Genomic DNA, 20,010 nt, shown 5'->3' on the forward strand with positions numbered 1-20,010 from the left:
GCACACCAGCAGCCGTCATGCGGTCCTGTACGACCCTGACGGCCTCAGCGAGGCGGAGCTCCCCCTCGACCGCGAACCGTACGAAGAGGGGGCATGGGGATCATGGGGTCCTCTCAGCGGGCTCGGCAGCCGTCCCGATCGCGGTGTTGACGGCGTCCGCCACCGCCCGCACCCACGGAGTCCTGACGACCCCGTAGTGCGTGGTGTCGAGCTCGTGAAAGCCGTCGAGCAGCAACAACCGCTCCTGCCACAGCCGCCGTTGCTCCCCCGGGGAGCCCAGCACCGGCAGGCCGTCCACCGGGCGGGACGCGAGCCACAGGCGGCTGGGCGTGCGGGTCAGCCGGGGCGGCTGATGGTGTGCCATGGCGGCGACGTTGGCCCGGCAGCAGCGCGCGAGACGTTCGGCGTACGCCAGCGCCTGCGGGCTCCGGCCGGTTCCGCCACGGTCCCCGTCCGTGCCGTCCTGTCCCGTGCCGCCCTGGCCCAGCTCGTGCGCGAACACCGCCGCGTACCGCGCTTCGTCGTACGCCAGGAAGTGCGGCGCGGCGTCCGGCGGCGGCGGGTCGAGCAAGTGGAGCCCGGCGGCGGGGTGGCCGGCTGCCTCCGCCTCTGCCGCCACGGCGTGTGCCACCCAGGCGCCGAACGACCAGCCCGCGAGGTGCCGGCGCCACGGACCGTGCGGGAAGCGCGCACGCAGCGCGGCGTGGTAGTGACGGGCCCGCTCGGCCAGCGACCACGCAGGCCGGTCGGGGCTGTGCAACGCGGGGTCGGCGATCAGACAGACCGTGAGGTGCGGGTCGAGGAGCGACACGAGCGCACGGTAGGCCTGGACGTCACCGCCGACCGGATGGATCAGGCACACCACATCGCTCCCGGTGCCCTCCTGCCACACCTCGATGGGCACCTGGTCCGCCGGGGGAGCCGCACCGGGATCGGCGGCCTGGGTCTTCTCGACGAGGGCCAGCACACCGTTGAGGCTGATGCGATGGCCCAGTTGGGAGAGTTCGAGGACGACGCCGTAGTGCTGCTCGACCCTGGCGACGAGATCGAGCATGGTCAGCGAATCGACGCCGTGGTCGTACAGCGAGCCCGCCGGGTCGATCTGGTCAAGTCCCAGCCAGCCGCCCAGCCAGCCGCTGAGCCGGGCGGCGATCGCTTCCGGTCGTGCCGCGTCCTGCGCAACGTGTGCGACGTGTGCGCCCTGTGCGCGGGGCGCCGCGTTCGGCGCCGATGGCGGAGCATAGAAGGCGCGGGCCCGCTCGATGTCGGTGGTGGACACCAGCAGGTGCGGAAGCTGGAGTTGCAGCGCCCGCGCGAACAGCCGCTGCCCCTCCTTGACCGCAAGACCGACCGCGAGGTGTTCCTGGTGGCGGGTGTCCGACCGCAGGGCGTCCCGGGCCATGCCCACCTCGCTCCAGACGTCCCAGCCGATGCCGATCCGCAGCGTTGTGGCGGTGGCGGTGGCGTCCGAACGGTACCGGGCAAAGCCGTCCAGGACGCCGTTCGCGGCCGCGTAGTCGAACTGGCCAACCCCGCCGTACTGCGCGGACATCGACGAGCAGTACGCCGCGAAGCCCGGCCGGTAGTGCTCGATCAGCCGCTCGACCAGGAGCGTGCCGCGCAGTTTGGCAGCCGTGGCCCGCCGCATCGCCTCGGCGTCGCGCCGGGAGATCAGCCCGCCGCCCGCCGAGCCCGCGGCGTGCACCACGCCGTCGATTGCGCCGGCTCCTCTTGTGTGCGAGGCGATCCGGGCGAGGATCGCATCGAGCGGGTCCTCGGCCAGATCGGCTTCGACCAGCTCGACGCGGTCTGCCCACGGGGCCAGGTCCTCGGGCAGCCGTGCAGTGCGGGAGAGCAGGACGACCCGGCACTCGGAATCCGCGAGGAGCCATGCGGCCAGGGAGCGGCCGATGCCGCCCGTGCCGCCGATGACGAGGTACGTGGCCGGGGCGGCGGGCAGTGCGGAGGGCGCGGTCGCGACGGGGGCGGGCACGGGCAGCAGCGCCTGCCGCCACCAGTAGCCGTGCCGCAGCGCGAGGCGCCGGGGCAGTTCCGTAGCGGCATCGGCCCCGGTGAGCAGCGCCGCCAACGCCCCACTCCAGTGGGCCGGGTCCGCGACGGGCAGGTCCACCCAGTGCCCTGCGAGGGCACACTCCTGTGGTGCCACTTCAGCCGCGCCCGCGAGCAGCCCCAACTCCGGCCGCCTTACGGCGTCTTCGGCCGGCTGCGTCCCGTACGAAAGCCACCAGGTCCGCAGCCGTACCGGCCGCGACAGCTCGCCGGCCGCCCGCAACAGGGCGGCCGGGGTGTCCAGGCAGGCCCAGCGGGCGCGCTCCAGCGTCTCCTCGCCGATCGGGCCGCGCACCGACAGCGGAAGAGCGTGCAGCCAGTCGATTGCGACCTCGTGCGCGTCGGCCGACGCGGGGGTTAGCGCGTCGAGCAGCTGCCGTACTGAATCAGGGTCGGCCGGGTCCAACTCATAGACGTCGTGCGCGAGTTGGGCGAAGGCGTCCGCAGCGCTGACGCGTACCACCCGGTCGTAGGCCGCTTCGAAGGGGGCCAGTGCGTCGGGCGGCAGCGGGGTGGCGGTCATCGCCACCAGCACTCCCGCTGTCCGTGGTCCGGTCGCGGTGACGGCGCGGCTCAGCCGGACCCAGTGCGGCTGGTGCAGCCAGTCGGCCTCGGGCAGGCGCTGCGGCCTTCCACTGTCCTCGGCCGGGGCTGTGGCGCGCTCGAAGTCGTACTCGGCGAGCGCGAAACTCGGCGGCGGGAAGTCCCAGGGGGCCTGCGCGGCTCCGGCGGGCCAGCGGACCGCCCGGCCGGCCAGCCACGCGGTCACCACGTCACCGGCCGTGTGCTCCACGGCGCGACACTCCTCCTCGCGCGCCACCGCCACCTCGACGCCGGACACCGTACGCAGCCAGGCCACCGCCGCGGACGCGTCGGCGCAGGCCGCCGCGGCCCGCAGGCGGCGCGCGGGCCGCCCCGCCTGGAGATGGCGGAGCACCCGGGCGTACGTCTCGGGCCGTGCCTGGAGGTAGTCGGCGATGCGGGCGGCGTCGGTGCGCAGCCCGGCAAGGCTGGAGCTGGACAGCAACAGGCAGGGAGTGAAGGGCAGTTGGGATTCGTCGTGCTCCCGTGTCCCGTCTGCTTCGAGCACCAGATGGGCATTGGTGCCGCCGATGCCGAAGCTGCTCACCGCGGCCACCCGGGGCCGTCCCGCGGGCCAGGGCCGGGCCGTGGCCGGGACGAAGAACGGCGCGGTGTCGGAGCCGATCTGCGGATTGAGCGTGCGGAAACCGACGTTGGGCGGGATCAGCCCGTGGTGGACGGCGAGCGACGCCCGTACGAGACCCACCACTCCCGCCGCGGCTCCCAGATGACCGATCTGGCTCTTCACCGAGGTCAGCGCGCACCGGTCGGCCTCGGCCAGGTCGAACGCCTGGCGCAGCGCGCCGACCTCGACCGGGTCGCCGAGCCGAGTGCCCGTGCCGTGCGCCTCGACGTATCCCAGGTCGGCGCCGGCGCGGCCACTGCGGCGCAGCGCGGCGCGGATCACCTCGCGCTGGCCCGGAAGCGAGGGTGCGCTGTAACTGAGCTTGCCCGCACCGTCGTTGTTCAGCGCCGATCCCGTGACCACCGCGTACACGGTGTCGCCGTCGCGCCGCGCGAGGCGCAACGGCTTGAGTACCACCACACCGACACCGCTGGCGCCGATCGTGCCGTCGGCGTCGTCACTGAATGGCCGGCAGTGACCGTCCCGGGAGAAGATGTGCTGAGGGCGGTACGTGTAGCCATCCGTGAGGAGCGTGTCGACGAGTACCCCGCCCGCCAGCATGATCTCGGCCTCGCCCTGGCGCAGCAGTCCCGCCGCGACGTGCACGGCGACCAGCGAACTGGCGCACGCCGCCTGCACGGTGAAGGCGGGGCCCGTCAGATCGAGGTGATAGGCGACCTTGGTGGTGAGGAAGTCCTTGTCGTGGTGGAGCGCCAGCTGGAAGCCGTCCGGCAGTTGCTCCGGGTCGGCCTCGCGCAGCAGGGACTGGAAGTAGGTGTTCTCGCCACAGCCGGCGACGAGCCCGATGCGCTGCCCGGACGGGTCCGCGATCCCGGCATGAGCCAGCGCCTGCACGGAACTCATCAGCAGATGGCGCTGCTGCGGGTCCATCAGCCGCGCCTCCTGGCGGCTGATGCCGAAGTGCTCGGGGTCGAAGGAGAGGAGCCCCGACATCTGACTGCGGGCACCGACCAGTCCATCGGCCGCTTCGAAGTGCTTTACGCCGCGTGCTCCGGTCCGCACCATCTCCCAGAAGGAGCCGAGGTCGTCGGCGCCCGGCAGCCGTACGGCCATGCCGATGACGGCGATCGGCTCGTCCGCCGCGGTGTGCGAAGGCCGGACCGTGTCGGTCGTGCACCGCGCACCGTCCAGGAACCCGGCGAGGCGGCGGATGGTGACGTGCTCGAACAGGTCGGGGACGGTGAAGCTCAGACCGGGCTCGGCGGTGCAGCGCAGCTGGAAGCGCATCAGGTCGAGGCTGGAGGCGCCCGCGTCGAAGAAGCGCTCATCGGGTGCGACGGTGCGGCCGAGCACCTTGCCGAGCAGTTCGGTGAGCCGGGCCTCGCGCGGCGACAGAACCGGCGGGTCCTGGGCGACGGAGGTCGGCGACCGCAGGTCGTCACCGGGCGCGGTCAGGGCCGCGCGGCGGTCCAGTTTGCCGCTCGGTGTGAGCGGCAGCCTCGCCAGGCGCCGGAAGCGGTCGATCCGTACGTACGGCGGCAGCAGCGCCGCCAGATGGCGTGTCAGTTCCGCGCCGGTGGGTCCCGCAGCCGGGTCCTGGGCTGTTGTGGTTCCCGCGTGGAACTCCATGCAGGCAACGAGCCGTTCGCCGTCCCGAACCACCACCGCGTTGACGACGGCCGGGTGGCGCAGCAGTGCCGCCTCGACCTGGCCAAGCTCCAGGCGGTGGCCGCTCAGCTTGATCTGCTGGTCGTCGCGGCCCTCATAGTGCAGCAGGCCGTCCCGGTCGAAGTGGGCCAGGTCGCCGCTGCGGTAGAAGGTTCCCAGGCCGGGCAGTTCGACGAAGCGCTCCGTGTTGAGCCGCGCGTCGCCCGGATAGCAGGGGGCGGCCATCGGGCCGCCGATGAGCAGGCGGCCGCTGCGCCCCGGCGGTACGGGTTCGTCCGCCTCGTCGACCACCCGGAGCCAGGCAGCCGTCACCGGCCTGCCGATGGCCGGGCGCTCCGGCCAGTCGGCGGGGTCGCCCTCCAGACAGAGGCCGCTGACCACATGGGTCTCGGTCGGCCCGTAGTGGTTGAACAGACGGGCGCCGGGCAGCCCGGCGAACCAGCGGCGGATGGCGTCGGTGCACAGCAGTTGCTCGCCCGCGGTGACCACCTCGCGCAGCCGGGACGGGTAGCGGCCGAGCCGCACGCCGTGCTCGGCGAGCAGGTTCAGGGCCACATACGGAAGGAACAGACGCTCGGTTCCGGCCGCTTCGAGCTGGTCGAGCAGAGCGGGCGCGTCGTGGCGCCATCGCGGCTTCACCAGATGCAGCGCACCGCCGCCGCACAGCGTGGTGAAGATCTCCTGGAAGGAGACGTCGAAGGACAGCATGGAGAACTGCTGGGTGACGGCGGGAGCCCCCAGGCCCCCGACGTCGCGCTGCCACTGCAACAGGTTGCACAGCGTCCGGTCGGGCACCTGTACGCCCTTGGGGGCGCCGGTGGAGCCCGAGGTGAACAGCGTGTACAGCGGACGCCGGCCGTCGTGCGGCGGCAGTGCGGTCGCGGCCGCCGGAAGGCAATCCACCGAGGGGATCCGGTGGCGCGGCAGGCCGCGCGGAGCGATGGCGTCGAGAGCGTCCGCGTCCTGAGGGGCCACCAGCACGCACAGGGGCGCCACTTGGGACAGGATCTGCCGCAGCAGCTCCTGCGGATAGGCGGGGTCGAGCGGCACGATGGTCAGGTTCAGCCGGGCCAGTGCCAGCAGCGCCACCACGTGTTCGGGCGATGGCTGAAGGTACAGCGCGACACTGCGGGGGCCGCTGTCGCCCGGCGCCGGCGGGTGGAGTCGCTGGAGCTCGGCGGCGAACGCGGCGGCCCACGCATCCAGTTGGCTGTACGTGAGGGTGCGGCCCGCGTGCACCAGTGCGGGCGCGTCGGGTGTGCGCAGGGCTTGAAGGGCGAAGCCCTCGGCGACGGTGGCGTGGGCGAGGGGCGCCGGGTCGGCGCGCCCAGGCTCGGGCAGTTGACGGCGAAACGGTGCCACCAGCGCGGACAGGGGACGGTCGACACCGTCGGCAAGCGCGTCGATGCCGTGCTCGAACAAGGCGGCCAGCGTTGCCATATCGGCGGCGTCGAAGTGGCGGGCGTCGTACTCCCACAGGCAGTCGAAGCCCGTCGCCCGCTCGACCACCGACAGCGTCACAGGACACTTCGCGTCGACCGGTGCCCGCCACTGCGGACGGACCTCGCAGCCGGGCAGCGCCAGCGTGTCGAAGTCGGTGTTCTCCAGGACGAACATGAAGTCGAAGGGTGTGCTGCCTGCCGGGCCCGGCAGGTCGGCGACGACGTCGGCGAGGACCACGTCCTGGCGGTCCAGGACCGCCTGCGCGGCGGCGCCGTACCGCAGGAGCTGGGAGCGCAGCTGCTCGCCCGGGGTCAGACCCAGGGGGAGCAGCACGGTGTTCGCGAACATGCCGATGCTGGACTCGAAGTCCTGCACGGGCCGGTTGGCCACCGGCGCGGCGATCCGTGGCCGGGTGCGGCCCGTCACCCCGTACAGGCTCCAGGCGTAGACGCCCAGGAGGAGATGGAAGCGGGTGAGGCCGAGGTCGCCGCAGAGCCGGTCGAGCGCGGTGCGACGCCCCGTGTCGAGGGAGGTGTGCAGCAGCCGCCCCGTGGGGCCGTCCGACGGGTGGACCGGCTCCAGAGGTTCCGTCTCGGCCGCACCGGGCACGTCGTGCGCCAACTCGGCATACAGGGCTGCCAGTTCGGACCGCTGGGTGCGGTAGGCGTCGCGGCTGAACCACTCGGACTGCCAGCGGGCGTAGTCGAGCGGCGTCGGCGCCGGTCGACTTGTCGCCTGTCGCGCGCGGGTGACGGCTGCCGCGTAGTCGGCCGACAGCTCGCCGAACAGCACGTTGAGGGACCAGCCGTCGACCGCGATGTGATGCATGCGCAGGTACAGTTCGCCGCCACCGGGACGGGGCAGCCAGCACGCCTGGAACAGCTGGGGCCGCGCCAGGTCGAAGGGCGTGGCGAACAGCCGGTCGATGAAAACCCTTCGGCCTGCCGCGTCGCCAAGGGCCTCCGCCGGGGGCTCGGTCCACGGGTCGTACGGCTCGTTCACCGTCTGGAGCAGCCCCTCGGGCGTGGCGGTGAAGGAGGTGCGCAGCGCGGGGTGGCGGGCCACGAGGCGTCGCAGCGTGTCGCGCAGCGCGGTGGTGTCGACAGCGCCGTCGACGCGGAAAACCATCGGAACGCTGTACGCGCGGGACGCCGGATCGCGCTGCTGCAGGAGCCACAGCCGCTGCTGCTCGGAGGTGGCGGGCGCGGTGCGCGGACCCGCCGCGTCGGCCGGCGCCGCTGCCGGTACAGGGGGGTAGGGGGAGGCGGTTGCCTCCGTCGCTGCCGCCAGCTCGGCGAAGTCGCTCCGCAGAACCAGGGACGCGGGCAGCTCGCAGCCCCAGAGACGGCGCGCCTCGAAACGCAGCCGCAGCGCCTTGAGCGAGTCGCCGCCGCAGGCTGTCCAGCGGTCGGCGAGGCACAAACCCTCGGTGCTCAGGATCCGTTCCGCGAGGGCGAGCATGTCCCGCTGCCGGGCGGTGAGGACGGCACGGGTCCCGGCGGCTCCGGTGCGCCGCCACGGTGCGATGTCGTTCCGCAGCAGGGCTTCCCGGTCGACCTTCCCGTTGGCGTTGAGCGGGAACTCGTCGACCAGGTAGGTCCGGTGGGGGCGCATGTAGGCAGGCAGGGCGGCGTCCAGGTGCCGGTGGAAGTCGTCGAAGGACAGCTCGGAGCCGAGGATCAGGTGGGCGAGCAGTTCGTTGACGCCGTTCGCGTCGCGGCGGGTGCAGACGTACGCCTGGCGGACCGCGGGGTGCATCACGATCCGGCGCTCCAGCTCGCCCGGTTCGATGCGGAAGCCGCGCACCTTGACCTGGCGGTCGGCGCGCCCGACGTACTCGACGAGCCCCGCGGCGTCGAGCCGGACCAGGTCGCCGGTGCGGTAGTGGCGCACCGGCGTGCCGTCGGGCCGCTCCAGGGTGACGAAGCGGCGCGCGGTCTCCTCGGGGAGGTTGCGGTAGCCGACGGCCAACGCCTCGCCCGCCAAGTAGAGTTCGGCGGTCTCGCCGGGCTCGGCAGGGCGGTGCCCTTCGGCCGGTACAAGGGCCTCGGTGCCCGGCAGCGCCCGCCCGATGGGCACCACATCGCCCGCGAAGTCCCGGGGGACGGGATGGCACAGTGCGAACGTGGTGGCTTCCGTGGGCCCGTAGACGTTGTAGAGCTGCGTGGCAGAGGTGGCGTTGGACCGGTACCAGCGGCGGATCAGCCGGGCGTTCTGCTGCTCACCGCCCACCAGCACCTGGCCGACGCCGGCGAAGCAGTGCGGCACCTGGTCGACCACCGCGTTGAACAGCGCGACGGTGACGAAGAGGGTGTCGATGCGCAGCCGCTCCAGTTCGGCCGCCAGTACGTCGGGCGTCTGCGCCGTTTCGTCGTCGACGATCACACAGCAGCCGCCGGTCAGCAGCGGCACCCAGACCTCGAAACTGAGCGCGTCGAAGGCGGGGTTGGACAGGCACGAGTAGCGGGCGCCCTCGCGCAGAGAGATGTAGCCGGGCTGGGCGAGGCGCATGATGCCGGCGTCCCGCACCTCGACGCCCTTGGGCAGTCCTGTGGTGCCCGAGGTGTAGAAGACGAAGGAGACCTTCGGCACGGTGTGCGGATCCGGCGCGGGGAACCCCGCACCGCCGCGGAGGAGTGCGTCGACCGGCAGGGGCCGTACGTCCTTGGGAAGTCCCTCCGGTGCTACGGCGCCGTGGAGCACCCCCACGCTCGCCGAGTCGGTCAGGATGTGGTTCCGCCGCTCGGGCGGGCTCTGCGCGTCCAGAGGGACGACCACCGCGCCCAGGCGCAGGATGCCGAGCATGGCGCAGACCAGTTGCCAGGAGCGCGGCAGACAGACCGCGACTGCCTGTCCCGGCCGCACACCGTGCCGGTGCAGGGCGTCGGCGACGGACGCGCTCGCGGTGTCGAGACGCGCGTAGTCCAGGGTGTGTTCGCCGTCGATGACCGCCGGGGCGGACGGGTGGCTGCGAGCGCGGTGGAGTACGGCGTCGGCGAGGCCGGGGGCGGGGAAGTGCGGTGCGGCGCCCATCAGTTCTCCCGTGCGGAGCCGGCGGCGGCGGTCCGTGTGGTGGTCGGCAGCGGGCGGGGCGCGGCCAGGCCCGTCAGCTCTGTCTCGATCGTCGCGGCCACCCGTAGCACCGCTTCGGACTCCAGCATTTCCCAGTGGTCGCACCGCACCGGCTCCACCAGGTAGTCGCCTTCGGCGCGACGGCGCCAGAAGCCCCGCACCTCCTCCAGCAGGGGTTCCGGCGCGCCCTCGACGGCCTGCATCAGGACCGTGCGCGCGGATGTCGGTACCGGTACGTGGGAGGCGGCCGTGAGCCGGTTGTGGTTGTAGATGTGGAAGTACTGCGCGATCTGCCGGTCGTCGATGCCGGGGTACATCCCGTTGAACTTGACCAGCTTGTCGCGGAACTCCGCCATGTCCACCGGTGCGACGGCGGCGCGGCGCTCCGGGTCGTCGGTGCCCTGCGTGTCGAGCAGCACCACGCTCACTCTGTCGTGTCCCGCTGCGGCGAGGCGGCGTCCCATCTCGTGTGCGACCAGACCGCCGTACGAGAGACCGGTCAGGACGAGCGGCGCATCGAGCAGCGGGGTGATGAGCTCCAGGTACGAAGCGGCCATGGCCTCGACCGTGGGCAGGAACGATTCACCCGGGTTGACGCCCGGCGATTGGATGCCGTGGACGCCCACGGAGTCGGGCAGCGTCTTGGCCAGCGACAGGTAGCAGAAGGCAGTGCCGCCCGCCGGATGGACGCAGACGACCCTGGCGCCCCCGTCGCCCGGGCGGAAGTCCAGAAGGTTGCTCGGCGGCGGGCCCGACGCACCCCGGCGCAGCCGTCCGCCCAGGTCCTCGATGGTCGGGTGCAGCAGGACGTCGCGGACCGACAGGTCCTCGCCGAACGCCTCCCGGACCGCGTGGGCCAGTTTGATGGCGGAGATGGAGGTGCCGCCGATGTCGAAGAAGTCGTCGCGGATGCCGATCTCGGGCCGTAGCAGGAGCTTCCGCCATATCTGATAGAGCGTCAGCTCGATGTGGTCGCGTGGAGTCGCCTGGTTCACCAGGGCGGGGAGGCTGGTGTGCGCCAGAGCCAGAAGTGCCGCGCGGTCCAGCTTCCCGTTGTCGGTGACCGGCAGCCTCGGCAGCTCGACGAAGACCGCGGGGATCATGTGGCCCGGCAGGCGAAGGGCGAGCGCGGCACGCCACTCGGCGATCCGCCGGGGCGCCGCGTCGCCCACCCCGACGGCAGCCACCAGCCGCGGTTCTCCGGCGGCGTCGCGGTCGGCGAGGACCGCGGCCTCGCGCACCCCGCGCTGTTGGAGGAGCGTCGCCTCGATCTCACCCAGCTCGATACGGAAGCCGCGCAGTTTGACCTGGTGGTCGCGGCGGCCGACGTAGAGCAACTGGCCGTCGGGCAGCCAGCGGGCGATGTCACCGCTGCGGTACATGCGCGCGCCGGGCACGAAGGGGTCGGGCACGAACCGCTCGGCGGTCAGCTCCGGCCGGTTCAGGTAGCCGCGGGCCAGGCCGGAGCCCGCGATGTACAGCTCGCCCGCGACGCCGATCGGCACCGGCCGCAGCCGCTCGTCCAGCACATACGCCCGGGTGTTGGCGACCGGGCGGCCGATCGGCGCCTGGCGCGCCAGCGGCTGCGGATCGAGCTGGGCGGTGCAGTACAGCGCGGTCTCCGTGGGTCCGTAACCGTTGAGCACGCGCAGCCCGGGCAGGGCCTGCTCCATGCGGTGCAGCGCGTCCTCGGGCAGCGGCTCCAGACCCGTGCGGACGCAGCGCAGCGCGAGGCCGGCCAGCCGCTCATCGGGGGCCTCGCAGATCCACCGTACGAAGGAGGGCGGCAGCAGGATGTCCACGATGCGGTGCTCGCGCAGCCAGGCGGTCAGCGTCTCGGGATCGTCGCGCACGTCCTGCGGTACGAGCCGGAGCACGCCGCCGGTGGTGAGCGGCAGCAGGAACTCCTGCACCGACGCGTCGAACGCGAAGCTCGGCCACATCGCGGACGGCAGTCCCGGGGTCGCGCCGAACTCGTTGCTCCAGTAGTCCAGCAGGTTGAGGATGCCCCGGTGGGTGGCGGCAACGCCCTTGGGGTGGCCGGTCGACCCCGAGGTGTAGATGACGTATGCGAGGTCGTCCGGCCGGTAGGACGTCGTGGGCGCGTCGTCGTGCGGGGCACCGGCCTCGACGGAGGCCAGCCGCAGCCAGGGAGTCGACGGCGCGTCGTCCTTGGGACCCGCGGTGGTGTCGTCCTGGGGCGTCGGGCTCGGCGCGGGGGCGCCGTCCGTGTCGCTGAGGACCAGCACGGCCCCCGAGTCGGCCACCATGCCCGTGAGGCGTTCGTGGGGGAGCGCGGGGTCGAGCGGCAGGTACGCGGCGCTCGCCTTGAGCACGCCGAGTATGCCGACCACCACGTCGACCGAGAGGTTCAGGTGCAGCCCCACGACCTCGTCGGTGCCCACACCCCTGGCGATCAGGGCCTGGGCGATGCGGTTGGCGCGCCGGTCGAGCGTCGCGTAGTCGAGCCGCGCGCCCTCGTGGACCACGGCGACCTGGTCGGGCCGCTCGCGCACCCGCGCCTCGAACCGCTCCACGAGTCCGGTGGGGGTCGGCGCGAGCTCGGTGTCGTTGAACTCCACCAGGACCTGGTGGAGTTCCCGCTCGTCCAGGAGTGTCAGGGCGGCGACGGACTGCTGCGGGTCGTCGGCCATCTGCCGCAATACGTGCAGCAGTTGGCGTACATGGCGCTCGGCGGTCGCCGCGTCGAAGAGCGCGGTCGCGTAGTCGAGCTCCCCCGTGACGCGGCCGTCTCGTGTCGTGAGGCAGAGCGTCAGATCGAACGCGGCGGTGAAGCGCGGGAGCTTCAGCGGCACGCTCTCGACGCCGGGCAGCTCCAACGTTTCCTCGGTGGCCTTCTGCCAGGCCAGCATCGCCTGGAACAGTGGGGTGTGCCCGAGGTTCCTGGGCGGGTTCACGGCTTCGACGACCTGCTCGAAGGGCAGGTCCTGGTGGTGGAGCGCCGACAGCGCGGCCGCATTCGTCCTGCGCACCAGGTCCGCCACCGTCGGTTCGCCGGACACATCGACGCGCAGCGCGACGGTGTTGACGAAGAAGCCGATGACACCTTCGAGTTCGGGACGGATCCGGTTGGCCGCCGGCGCCCCGATCACCACGTCCTCGGTGCCCGCCAGCCGCGAAAGGGTCAGCGCCCAGCCCGTCAGCACGGTCTTGAAGAGGGTGCTGCCGTTCCGCTTGCCCAGCTCCCGCAGCGCGGCGGTCAGCTCCTCGTCGATGGTGACGGGCACCTGCGCGCCCCGGTAGTCCTGCTCGGCGGGACGCGGCCGGTCCGTGGGCAGTTCGAGCAGTGCGGGGGCGTCCGCGAGGGCCTTCCGCCAGTAGGCGCTCTGCCGCTCCGTGGCTCCCTCGGAGAGCCACTGCCGCTGCCAGGCCGCGTAGTCGGCGTACTGGACGGGCAGCGCGGGCAGCGGGTCGTCGGCTCCGGTCTTGAACGCGGCGTACAGCGCACCGAGTTCCCTGTTCAGGACGGACATCGACCAGCCGTCGGAAATGACGTGATGCAGCGTCAGCAGCAGGACGTGCCGTTCGGAATCCAGCATCACCAGGCGCCCCCGGGCCAGCGGGCCGCGCTCCAGGTCGAACGGGACTGTGGCCTCCTCCCGCTGGAGCACGGCGAGTTGATCCTGTGCGTCGGGTGCGTCGGGTACGTCGGGTGCGCCGGTGAGATCTGTGATCGCGAGGGGAAAGCCCGCGTCGGCGGGGCCGACCCGCTGGAAGGGCACGCCTGCCACGGTGACCAGCCGGGTACGCAGCACCTCGTGACGGGCGGAGAGCGCGTCCAGCGCCCTGCCCAGCGCCGGGCGGTCCAATGCGCCGCGCAGCTCCACCGCCACGGGCATGTGGTAGGCCTCGCTCGCGCCCTGCATCTGCGACAGAACCCATAGCCGCTGCTGCGCGTAGGACAGCGCCAGGGGAGCGGCCCGGTCGACGGGCCGCACGGGTCTTGGTCGTGTGGGTGTCGTGCCGGGCGGTTCCGGGGTGGAATGCCGCAATTCCTGGTTCGCGGGCAAGGCCAGCTGTTCCCCTCTGTGGGATGCTTTTTCACAGCCGTGACTGGATGGATGTCTCAGCGGGACTGTCGAGTGTCAGTGCGCCCCCGCAACGCACTGCACGATCTGAATCAAGTACGTGAAGAACTGCGGGAGTCGGGGAATTCCAGGGGGAATTCCGGCGCATGGGCCGATGTGCCGTACACGGGCGATCGCACGGCCGTGTCGCTGGCCGGCGCCGATCTCCCGAGCGGTGGTTGAGATGATTGATCAGTGCTTCTGAGTCTGTCAATGGCCGTTCGTGCACGTGCGCCGCCCTGTCACGCCGCGACGGGGCGTTCTGCCCGAAAGGGCCAGAGAGAAGGTACGGAAGGGCAAGGTGACCGACGGGAGTATTGCATCTCGCGTGATTCCTGAGGCAGATTGCGGACCATCTCCGACCTCAGGCGACAGGAGCTGTTACTAGCTGTTACTAGCTGTTACTTCCATGCCCGATGCTCCTGATGGCGTCCCTTTCCCCCGGAAGTGCCGTCGAAAATTCCTCCGGAATGGCCTGGAGGAATTCCGGCATCACAGGGCCCCGGCGAGCACATGGACCTGGTGATGCGGACGGCGTACCGGCCCTGGCCATGACCGGGTACGGGTCCGAGGAATTCGTGACCGGCCGTGCGGCGGCACACGGACAGGTCGAGCGGGGCGCGCAGCCAGTCGCGCGCCTGGGTGAGGTGTGCGGCCGACGCCTGCTGGACCGGGTGGTGGAGGGCAACGAGACGGCACCGCGGTTCGGGCCTCGCGGAAGCGGGACCTGGGTGCGGTGGGGTTGGCCTTGCTGGAGCGGGGCCTGGGTGCGGAGGGGTTGGCCGCCTCGCTGCTGAGGGAGATGGTCAACCGGACCGCGGTACGGCAACTCGGGTTGCCAGAGGGTCTGTTCTGGGGGTCTGTTCGCGGGCTGCTCGGAGGAATCGGTGTGCCGCTGGGCGGGGGCGGGGGTGCGGGCGAGGGCGCGCGCGGGCGATCAAGATGTGTCCCCGGACGTGTGGGGCGTAGGCGACGGGGCGTACGGACAACCCGCTGGCGGCGCTGTGCGCATCCCGCCAGGCGGGAGGCTCTGTTGTGTGATGGCGGGGGCAGCAGCGTTTGCATCACCCGTGCTGGGTCCTCTGCCGGGCATGCTTGGAGGGCTGCCCTCCGAGAACGTCGTCAACACGCCCTTCGTGAGCGGGCGGGTGGTTGGATCTCTCGTCGTGGCGGTCGTGGCGGTCGCGGCTGTCGTGGCTGACGGCGGGGGACGAGGCCTCGCGCGACTAGAGTCCGGCGAAGACATCGCCTGGCTGCACGTCCGACGGCCTCCGCCGTGCCGGGCGGCCCTTCGACAAGGAGCTGCGGCCTGGCAGTTTCATCGCACACGCCGGCACCGACATGTACGGCCCACGATCCGCGTGTACGACCCTGACCGCCGCCTCTCCGAGCAAGACGCGGAAGATCCAGGGGTAGCTGCCGACGAAGAACAGCTTTTACGGCCAGGAGTAATCAGCGGTTTCGCCAGCAGAAACTTGCCACCAGCGCCCCGCCCGGCACACAGTGTCCCGGGCGCGCCGGTGATCGCGTGCCCCCGGAAGCCATGACTGTTCGGGTACTGCCAGCGCGGAGGGGAACGGCGGATGGCCGTGAGTCTGAGCAAGGTCGAGCAGAGCGCACCCGCGCTGGTGAGTCTCTACAAGACGGCCGGGGCTTCGGTGGAGACGCGAGGGCTGAGTGGTCAAAGCGTCGCCGTCTATCTGGTGGTCGACTACTCCTACTCGATGGCGCCCTACTACAAGGACGGCAGCGTTCAGGCGCTCGCCGACCGGGTGCTGGGGCTGTCGGCCCATCTGGACGATGACGGGACCGTGCCGGTCGTCTTCTTCTCCAGCGACGTCAACTCCCTGACCGAGATCGCGCTGGAGGACCATGAGGGCCGAATCGACCGGATCGTCGCGGGTCTCGGCAGCATGGGCGGAACCAACTACCACCAGGCGATCGACGCGGTCATACGCCACTACCGCGAAAGCGGCTCCACGGTCCCGGCGCTGGTCCTCTTCCAGACGGACGGCGAGCCCACAAATAAGAGCGAGGCGGAAAAGCGTCTGGTTGAGGCCGCGAAGCTGCCGATCTTCTGGCAGTTCATCGGCTTCGGCGACCAGAACAGCAGCCAATTCCGCTTCCTGAAGAGACTCGTCCGTCTGGCGGTCCCGGAAAAAAGGCCTATCAGCAACACGGGGTTCTTCGCCGCAGGGCGCGATACCCGGCGGATGCCCGATGCGAAGCTGTACGACCGGATGCTCTCCGAATTCCCCACCTGGCTCACCGCCGCCCGCGCCCAGGGCATCGTGTCCACCGCCCCGGACGGCCAGGCCGTCGTGCGTCCTGAGCCGCGCCAGGACACTTCGGCTACGACCGCCCCGGCCGCCCCGGAGCACCGGGGGTTGTGGGCGAGGCTGCTCGGCCGCTGAACCGTTTCAGGCGGTCGCCTCGGTGGTGGCGACCACACTGAACTACGGCGCCTCGATTGGCCCATGCGTAGGGCCGGCCAATGACACGACGTACGACTGCCTTAGTTCACCTCCAGCGACAGCATTTGTCGACGAGTTGCAGCAGCGGTTTGCGATTCATGGGATCTCGGATGTGCATGAGAAATAACGGCGATGCAGTGTCCGAGGCTCAGATGGACCCTGGACGCTCAGCTCTGTCCCCAGAGGCAAAGTAGCCAGTGGACTGGATCTAGACTGCGTCCCTATGGCAGGAGAGACGCTTCACGTTCAGACCTTCGGCGATGTCACGGGGCCTCCGGTGGTCGCCGTGCACGGTGTGTATGGGTATGGGGGTCGCTGGCGGGAGCTGACTGCGGGGCACCTGGCCGACTTCTGTGTGTATGCGCCTGATCTCCGTGGGCAGGGTCGGTCGCTGTGGTCTCCGCCATGGACACTGGAGCAGCATGTCGCCGACGTTGTGGCCACGATGGATGTGCTTGGTCTGCAGCAGGTCGACGTGCTCGGATTCTCCTTCGGAGCTGCGGTGTCGTTGCATCTGGCCCGTCAGGCGCCCGAACGAGTACGCCGACTGGTGCTGCTCGACCCTGCGGTCGGGCTCGGAGCCGATGGTGCGGCCAAAAGCGCCGCGAAGGCGCTGGCGGCGCCGTCGTTCCTCGATCCAGCCGAGGCGCGGGCGACGTACGTGGAGTCCTGGCCGAGCGCATCGCAGGACGGTGTCGACCAGGAGATCGCCCACTACCTGGTGCAAGGCGAAGACGAGCGGTGGCGGTGGCGCTTCAATCCAAAGTCGATCGCGGCGGCGTACGCCGAGATGGCCCGCCCGCCGACTGTTCCGCCTTCGGGTGTTCCCACTCTGCTTGTCCGTGCCACTCAGTCCAACGTCGTGCACCCGGAGTACCTGGCAGTCTGCTGCACGGCAGGTGTCGAGGTGGCCGACGTCGACTCTGGTCATCAACTCCTGTTGGAACGCCCCGCAGAGACTGGCGCACTCGTGCGCAAGTTTCTCGACGCCTAGGGGGTGTCTGGTGGATCATGGCCGGGGGTGCGGCGCCTGGCACGGCACCTCGCGGCGTTGCCGGAACGCCCCGATAGCTCCGCTATCACGACGTTCCGGCGCCTTGCGATGCACCGCACCAGGCGCCGCACCCTGACCGACCCTGATCCACCAGACACCCCCTAGGCCAGCGGCGGCGGGCCCGGTCGTCGCACTCGGTCATCAGCAGCTCGGCGAGGAACCCCGGTAGGTCATCTGGTCCTTGACCGCCCGGTCGGCGATCTCGCTGAACTCGTTGCGGATCGACGGAAGCCGCAGCAGGCGGCAGGCAGTGTCGATCGCGGCGTCGGCTGCCTGCTCGGTCAAGCCTCGCTTGCGGGGCAGGGTAGTCACTGTGCTTCTCCCTCACGGTGGTCGCTGCCGCTGGTGCGACGGCTTCGGAGCAGTTGGTCGTAGGGGGTCACCGACGGCAGCGGCCGGGTGCCCGGCGGCAGGTGCGCGGTCCGCCACTCGTGCAGCGAGGTCACGGTGGCCGGCGGCTGCCCGGGAACCCCGGGGACGGATGCGCCGATGGTCAGCTCGTCCTCGGACTGGACGGCCTTTCGGGCTTCGAGGGTGACTGCGTCGGCGGTCAGGGCTCCGGCTCGCAGCGCGGTGGCCAGGCCTGCGACGACGTGCTCGTGGGCGAGGTGCCGGTCCAACAGCAGGACCTCGATCAACGCCCGGGTGCCGTCCCGTTCTCCGTGGATCTTGCGGGCCTGTGCCCACCAGGCGTCATGGACTGGACGGTGGTGCACTGGCCCGCCGATCGTGTCTGTTCCAGCGCCGTGGCGCCGGGGAAGGCGCCCGGCTTGCGGATGAGGGCTTTGAGGTAGTGGTCCAGGTTCAGGCGGCAGCTGCCCTTCGCGATCAGCCTCTCGTACCGGGCCACCTCGACGTTCTGGTCGTAGACCACCAGGTGAGAGGCGTGCTGGACGACGCGCACCCGCTTCCCGATCCACAGCCGCCGGCCCCGCCGGTGGTCGGCGTCGACGAGTACGCGACGCGCAAGGGCCGCGCCTGTGGGACGGTGTTGGTCGACGCTGAGACCCGCCGGCCGGTGGACCTGCTGCCCGGCCGGGAGGCGTCCAGCCTGGCGGGCTGGCCGGCCGAGCGGCCGGGCGTCGAGGTCGTCTGCCGCGACCGCGCACTGTTCTTCGCCGAGGGCGCCACCGCCGGTGCACCGCAGGCAGTCCAGGTCGCGGACCGCTGGCACCTGTGGCACAACCTCAGCGAAGCGACCGAGCGGGCCGTCGCTCGCCACCGGCAGTGTCTGCATGTCACAACTCCACTGTTCAGTCAGGCCGTTGACGTTGATTCCGCAGACCGCGAGGAGAACGTAAATCAGCCCTGGCCGACAAGCCACCGGTTCGCCGACCGGGCTCGGGCCCGGCACACCGAGGTGCACGCCCTGTTGGCCGCGGGGCACAGTCGGCGCGCCGTCCAGCGGCAGCTCGGCATGACCGGCGCACGGTCAAGTCCCTGGCCGACGCCGCGAGTCCGGAGGAGTCTTTCGGGGCCAGTGGCAGGGCCGCCCGTCCGTCCTGGACGAGTACAGGCCCTACCTGGACGACCGCTGGCGTGAGGGCTGCACCAACGCCTGGAAGTCTGGAAGTTCTGGGAGGAGATCGTCCCGCTCGGCTACAAAGGCAGCTACCAGCGCCCCCGCGCCTATCTGCGGCAGAAGCGGACCTCACCGCGGCCCGTGACCGCGCAGCCGCCGTCGCCCCGCACCGTCGCTGGCTGGATCCTCCGGCGGCCCACGACGCTGTCGGAGGCCGAACAGCTCCAGCTCAAGACCGTCCTGGCCCACAGCCCCGAACTCGACGCCCTGACCCGGCAGGTGCGCTCCTTCGCCGTCATGCTCACCGAGCGCCAGGGCGAGCGCCTCCCGGAATGGCTCAACGCGGTCCTCAGGACGACCTGCCCAGCCTCCACACCCTCGCCGCTGGAATGGACCGCGACCGGGACGCCGTCATCGCCGGTCTCACCCTGCCCTGGAGCTCCGGCATCGTTGAAGGTCATGTCAACCGGGTCAAGATGCTCAAACGCCAGATGCTCGGCCGCTGTTCGGCCGCGCAGGATTTCAACCTCTACGCAAGCGCGTGCTGCTGACGTGACCACAGGGCACGCGGACGCGCGTGGGGGGCTCGCATCGAGCGGGCTGTGACAACCACAAGTACACCGCTCACTCGAAACGCTATAGCTTCGGCCTGTGACCGACAGCCCCAGCCAAACCGACGCTGCCTTGCCGGACGAGCTCCCGCATCACCAAACGTTCCTGGACGAAACGGACTGGGCATCACTGGCCACCCCGTGCGGGACAGGCGAGACCCTTCCGGCGGCGCTGGCACGCCTCCTGGATCCCGATCCGGGCATCAGAGCTGCGGCCGTCGTCGACGCCCTCGGAGCAGTGACCCATCAGAACAGCATCTACGAAGCCACCGTGCCCGTAGCGCTGTACGTGGCAGCCATTCTCAACCATCCAGCCACCGCGACAGGCGACTACGGCCAGGAAGCGAACCGGGCACCGCGTCGTCCCACCCGCGTGGCACTCCTGGACTGGCTCAGCAGCACCGCCTACGACGCCGACGACGAGAACGTGGCCGCTGGCGAACGCCACTGCGGCAAAGACTTTCTCGACGACTACCCGGAGCTGCGAGCGTTTCGTAACCTGCGTCCACTGCTCTACTCCGCTGTCCAGTCTCTCCTCGGCAACGACGACGCGGAGGTACGCGCCGCAGCCGTCATTGCCGCCATCCCCTTGGTGGAGCACCCCGCTCTCGCTCTGCACCGAGGAGAGCTGACCGACCGAGCCCGCGCTCTGCTGGCCACCAGCACCGACCACTACAAGCGCGACCGTGCCTTCGACGCGCTGAAAGCGTGGGGGCATGACACGAGTGACCTGGAGAACGCGGATGACCTGACCGCCCGCGAACCTCGGGCCCGTCGCATAGCCGAACGCGATTCCTGGGCGGGTGGTTACGCCGAAGAACCGCCGTTCTGATTCAAGGA

General features: G+C 71.0%; 8 protein-coding genes and 2 pseudogenes. 5 read left to right on the forward strand and 5 right to left on the reverse strand.

Features of this window, described 5'->3' with window-relative positions:
• Positions 1 to 100 precede the first annotated feature (100 nt).
• Both ACGFW5_RS26100 and ACGFW5_RS26105 read right to left on the reverse strand, forming a co-directional pair.
• Positions 101 to 9,382, reverse strand: coding sequence for an amino acid adenylation domain-containing protein (locus ACGFW5_RS26100; protein ID WP_393836707.1), 9,282 nt, complete (start codon positions 9,380 to 9,382; stop codon positions 101 to 103).
• A complete protein-coding gene (locus tag ACGFW5_RS26105) occupies positions 9,382 to 13,380 on the reverse strand; it encodes an amino acid adenylation domain-containing protein (protein ID WP_393836708.1) in 3,999 nt (1,332 codons plus the stop codon). The genes ACGFW5_RS26100 and ACGFW5_RS26105 overlap by 1 nt, the downstream gene beginning before the upstream one ends.
• A 1,712-nt stretch (positions 13,381 to 15,092) precedes the next feature.
• On the opposite strand from ACGFW5_RS26105, the pseudogene ACGFW5_RS26110 reads away from it, so the two are divergent.
• Positions 15,093 to 15,803 (forward strand): annotated as a pseudogene (locus ACGFW5_RS26110) (VWA domain-containing protein); the annotation flags it as partial.
• 403 nt (positions 15,804 to 16,206) lie between these two features.
• On the forward strand, positions 16,207 to 16,977 hold the full coding sequence (locus ACGFW5_RS26115) for an alpha/beta fold hydrolase (RefSeq protein ID WP_393836709.1): 771 nt from the start codon (positions 16,207 to 16,209) through the stop codon (positions 16,975 to 16,977).
• A 160-nt stretch (positions 16,978 to 17,137) separates the two neighbouring features.
• Here ACGFW5_RS26115 and ACGFW5_RS26120 read toward each other — a convergent pair.
• The 3 genes and pseudogenes from ACGFW5_RS26120 to ACGFW5_RS26130 form a co-directional block, all read right to left on the reverse strand.
• Positions 17,138 to 17,322: pseudogene (locus ACGFW5_RS26120) on the reverse strand (AAA family ATPase); the annotation flags it as partial.
• Between the two features lie 23 nt (positions 17,323 to 17,345).
• A complete protein-coding gene (locus tag ACGFW5_RS26125) occupies positions 17,346 to 17,675 on the reverse strand; it encodes a hypothetical protein (protein WP_393836710.1) in 330 nt (109 codons plus the stop codon).
• On the reverse strand, positions 17,672 to 17,941 hold the full coding sequence (locus ACGFW5_RS26130) for a hypothetical protein (RefSeq protein WP_393836711.1): 270 nt from the start codon (positions 17,939 to 17,941) through the stop codon (positions 17,672 to 17,674). The genes ACGFW5_RS26125 and ACGFW5_RS26130 overlap by 4 nt, the downstream gene beginning before the upstream one ends.
• Positions 17,942 to 18,025: 84 nt before the next feature.
• Between ACGFW5_RS26130 and ACGFW5_RS26135 the strand changes: the two genes are divergently transcribed.
• From ACGFW5_RS26135 to ACGFW5_RS26145, 3 genes are all read left to right on the forward strand, one after another.
• On the forward strand, positions 18,026 to 18,580 hold the full coding sequence (locus ACGFW5_RS26135; RefSeq protein ID WP_393836724.1) for a transposase: 555 nt from the start codon (positions 18,026 to 18,028) through the stop codon (positions 18,578 to 18,580).
• A gap of 368 nt (positions 18,581 to 18,948) precedes the next feature.
• The gene (locus ACGFW5_RS26140; RefSeq protein WP_393836712.1) at positions 18,949 to 19,110 is read left to right on the forward strand and encodes a hypothetical protein; all 162 of its coding nucleotides are present in this window, start codon (positions 18,949 to 18,951) and stop codon (positions 19,108 to 19,110) included.
• A 100-nt stretch (positions 19,111 to 19,210) separates the two neighbouring features.
• Positions 19,211 to 20,002, forward strand: coding sequence for a hypothetical protein (locus ACGFW5_RS26145; RefSeq protein WP_393836713.1), 792 nt, complete (start codon positions 19,211 to 19,213; stop codon positions 20,000 to 20,002).
• The last annotated feature ends 8 nt before the right edge of the window (positions 20,003 to 20,010 follow it).

Source organism: Streptomyces sp. NPDC048416 (genome assembly GCF_043200435.1).
GTDB lineage: Bacteria > Actinomycetota > Actinomycetes > Streptomycetales > Streptomycetaceae > Streptomyces.

Bases quoted from the DNA above. Each gene is read 5' to 3' on its own strand.
- ACGFW5_RS26100 (WP_393836707.1), bottom strand. From the start codon at position 9,382: ATGGGCGCCGCACCGCACTTCCCCGCCCCCGGCCTCGCCGACGCCGTA.
- ACGFW5_RS26115 (WP_393836709.1), top strand. From the start codon at position 16,207: ATGGCAGGAGAGACGCTTCACGTTCAGACCTTCGGCGATGTCACGGGG.
- ACGFW5_RS26140 (WP_393836712.1), top strand. From the start codon at position 18,949: ATGGACCGCGACCGGGACGCCGTCATCGCCGGTCTCACCCTGCCCTGG.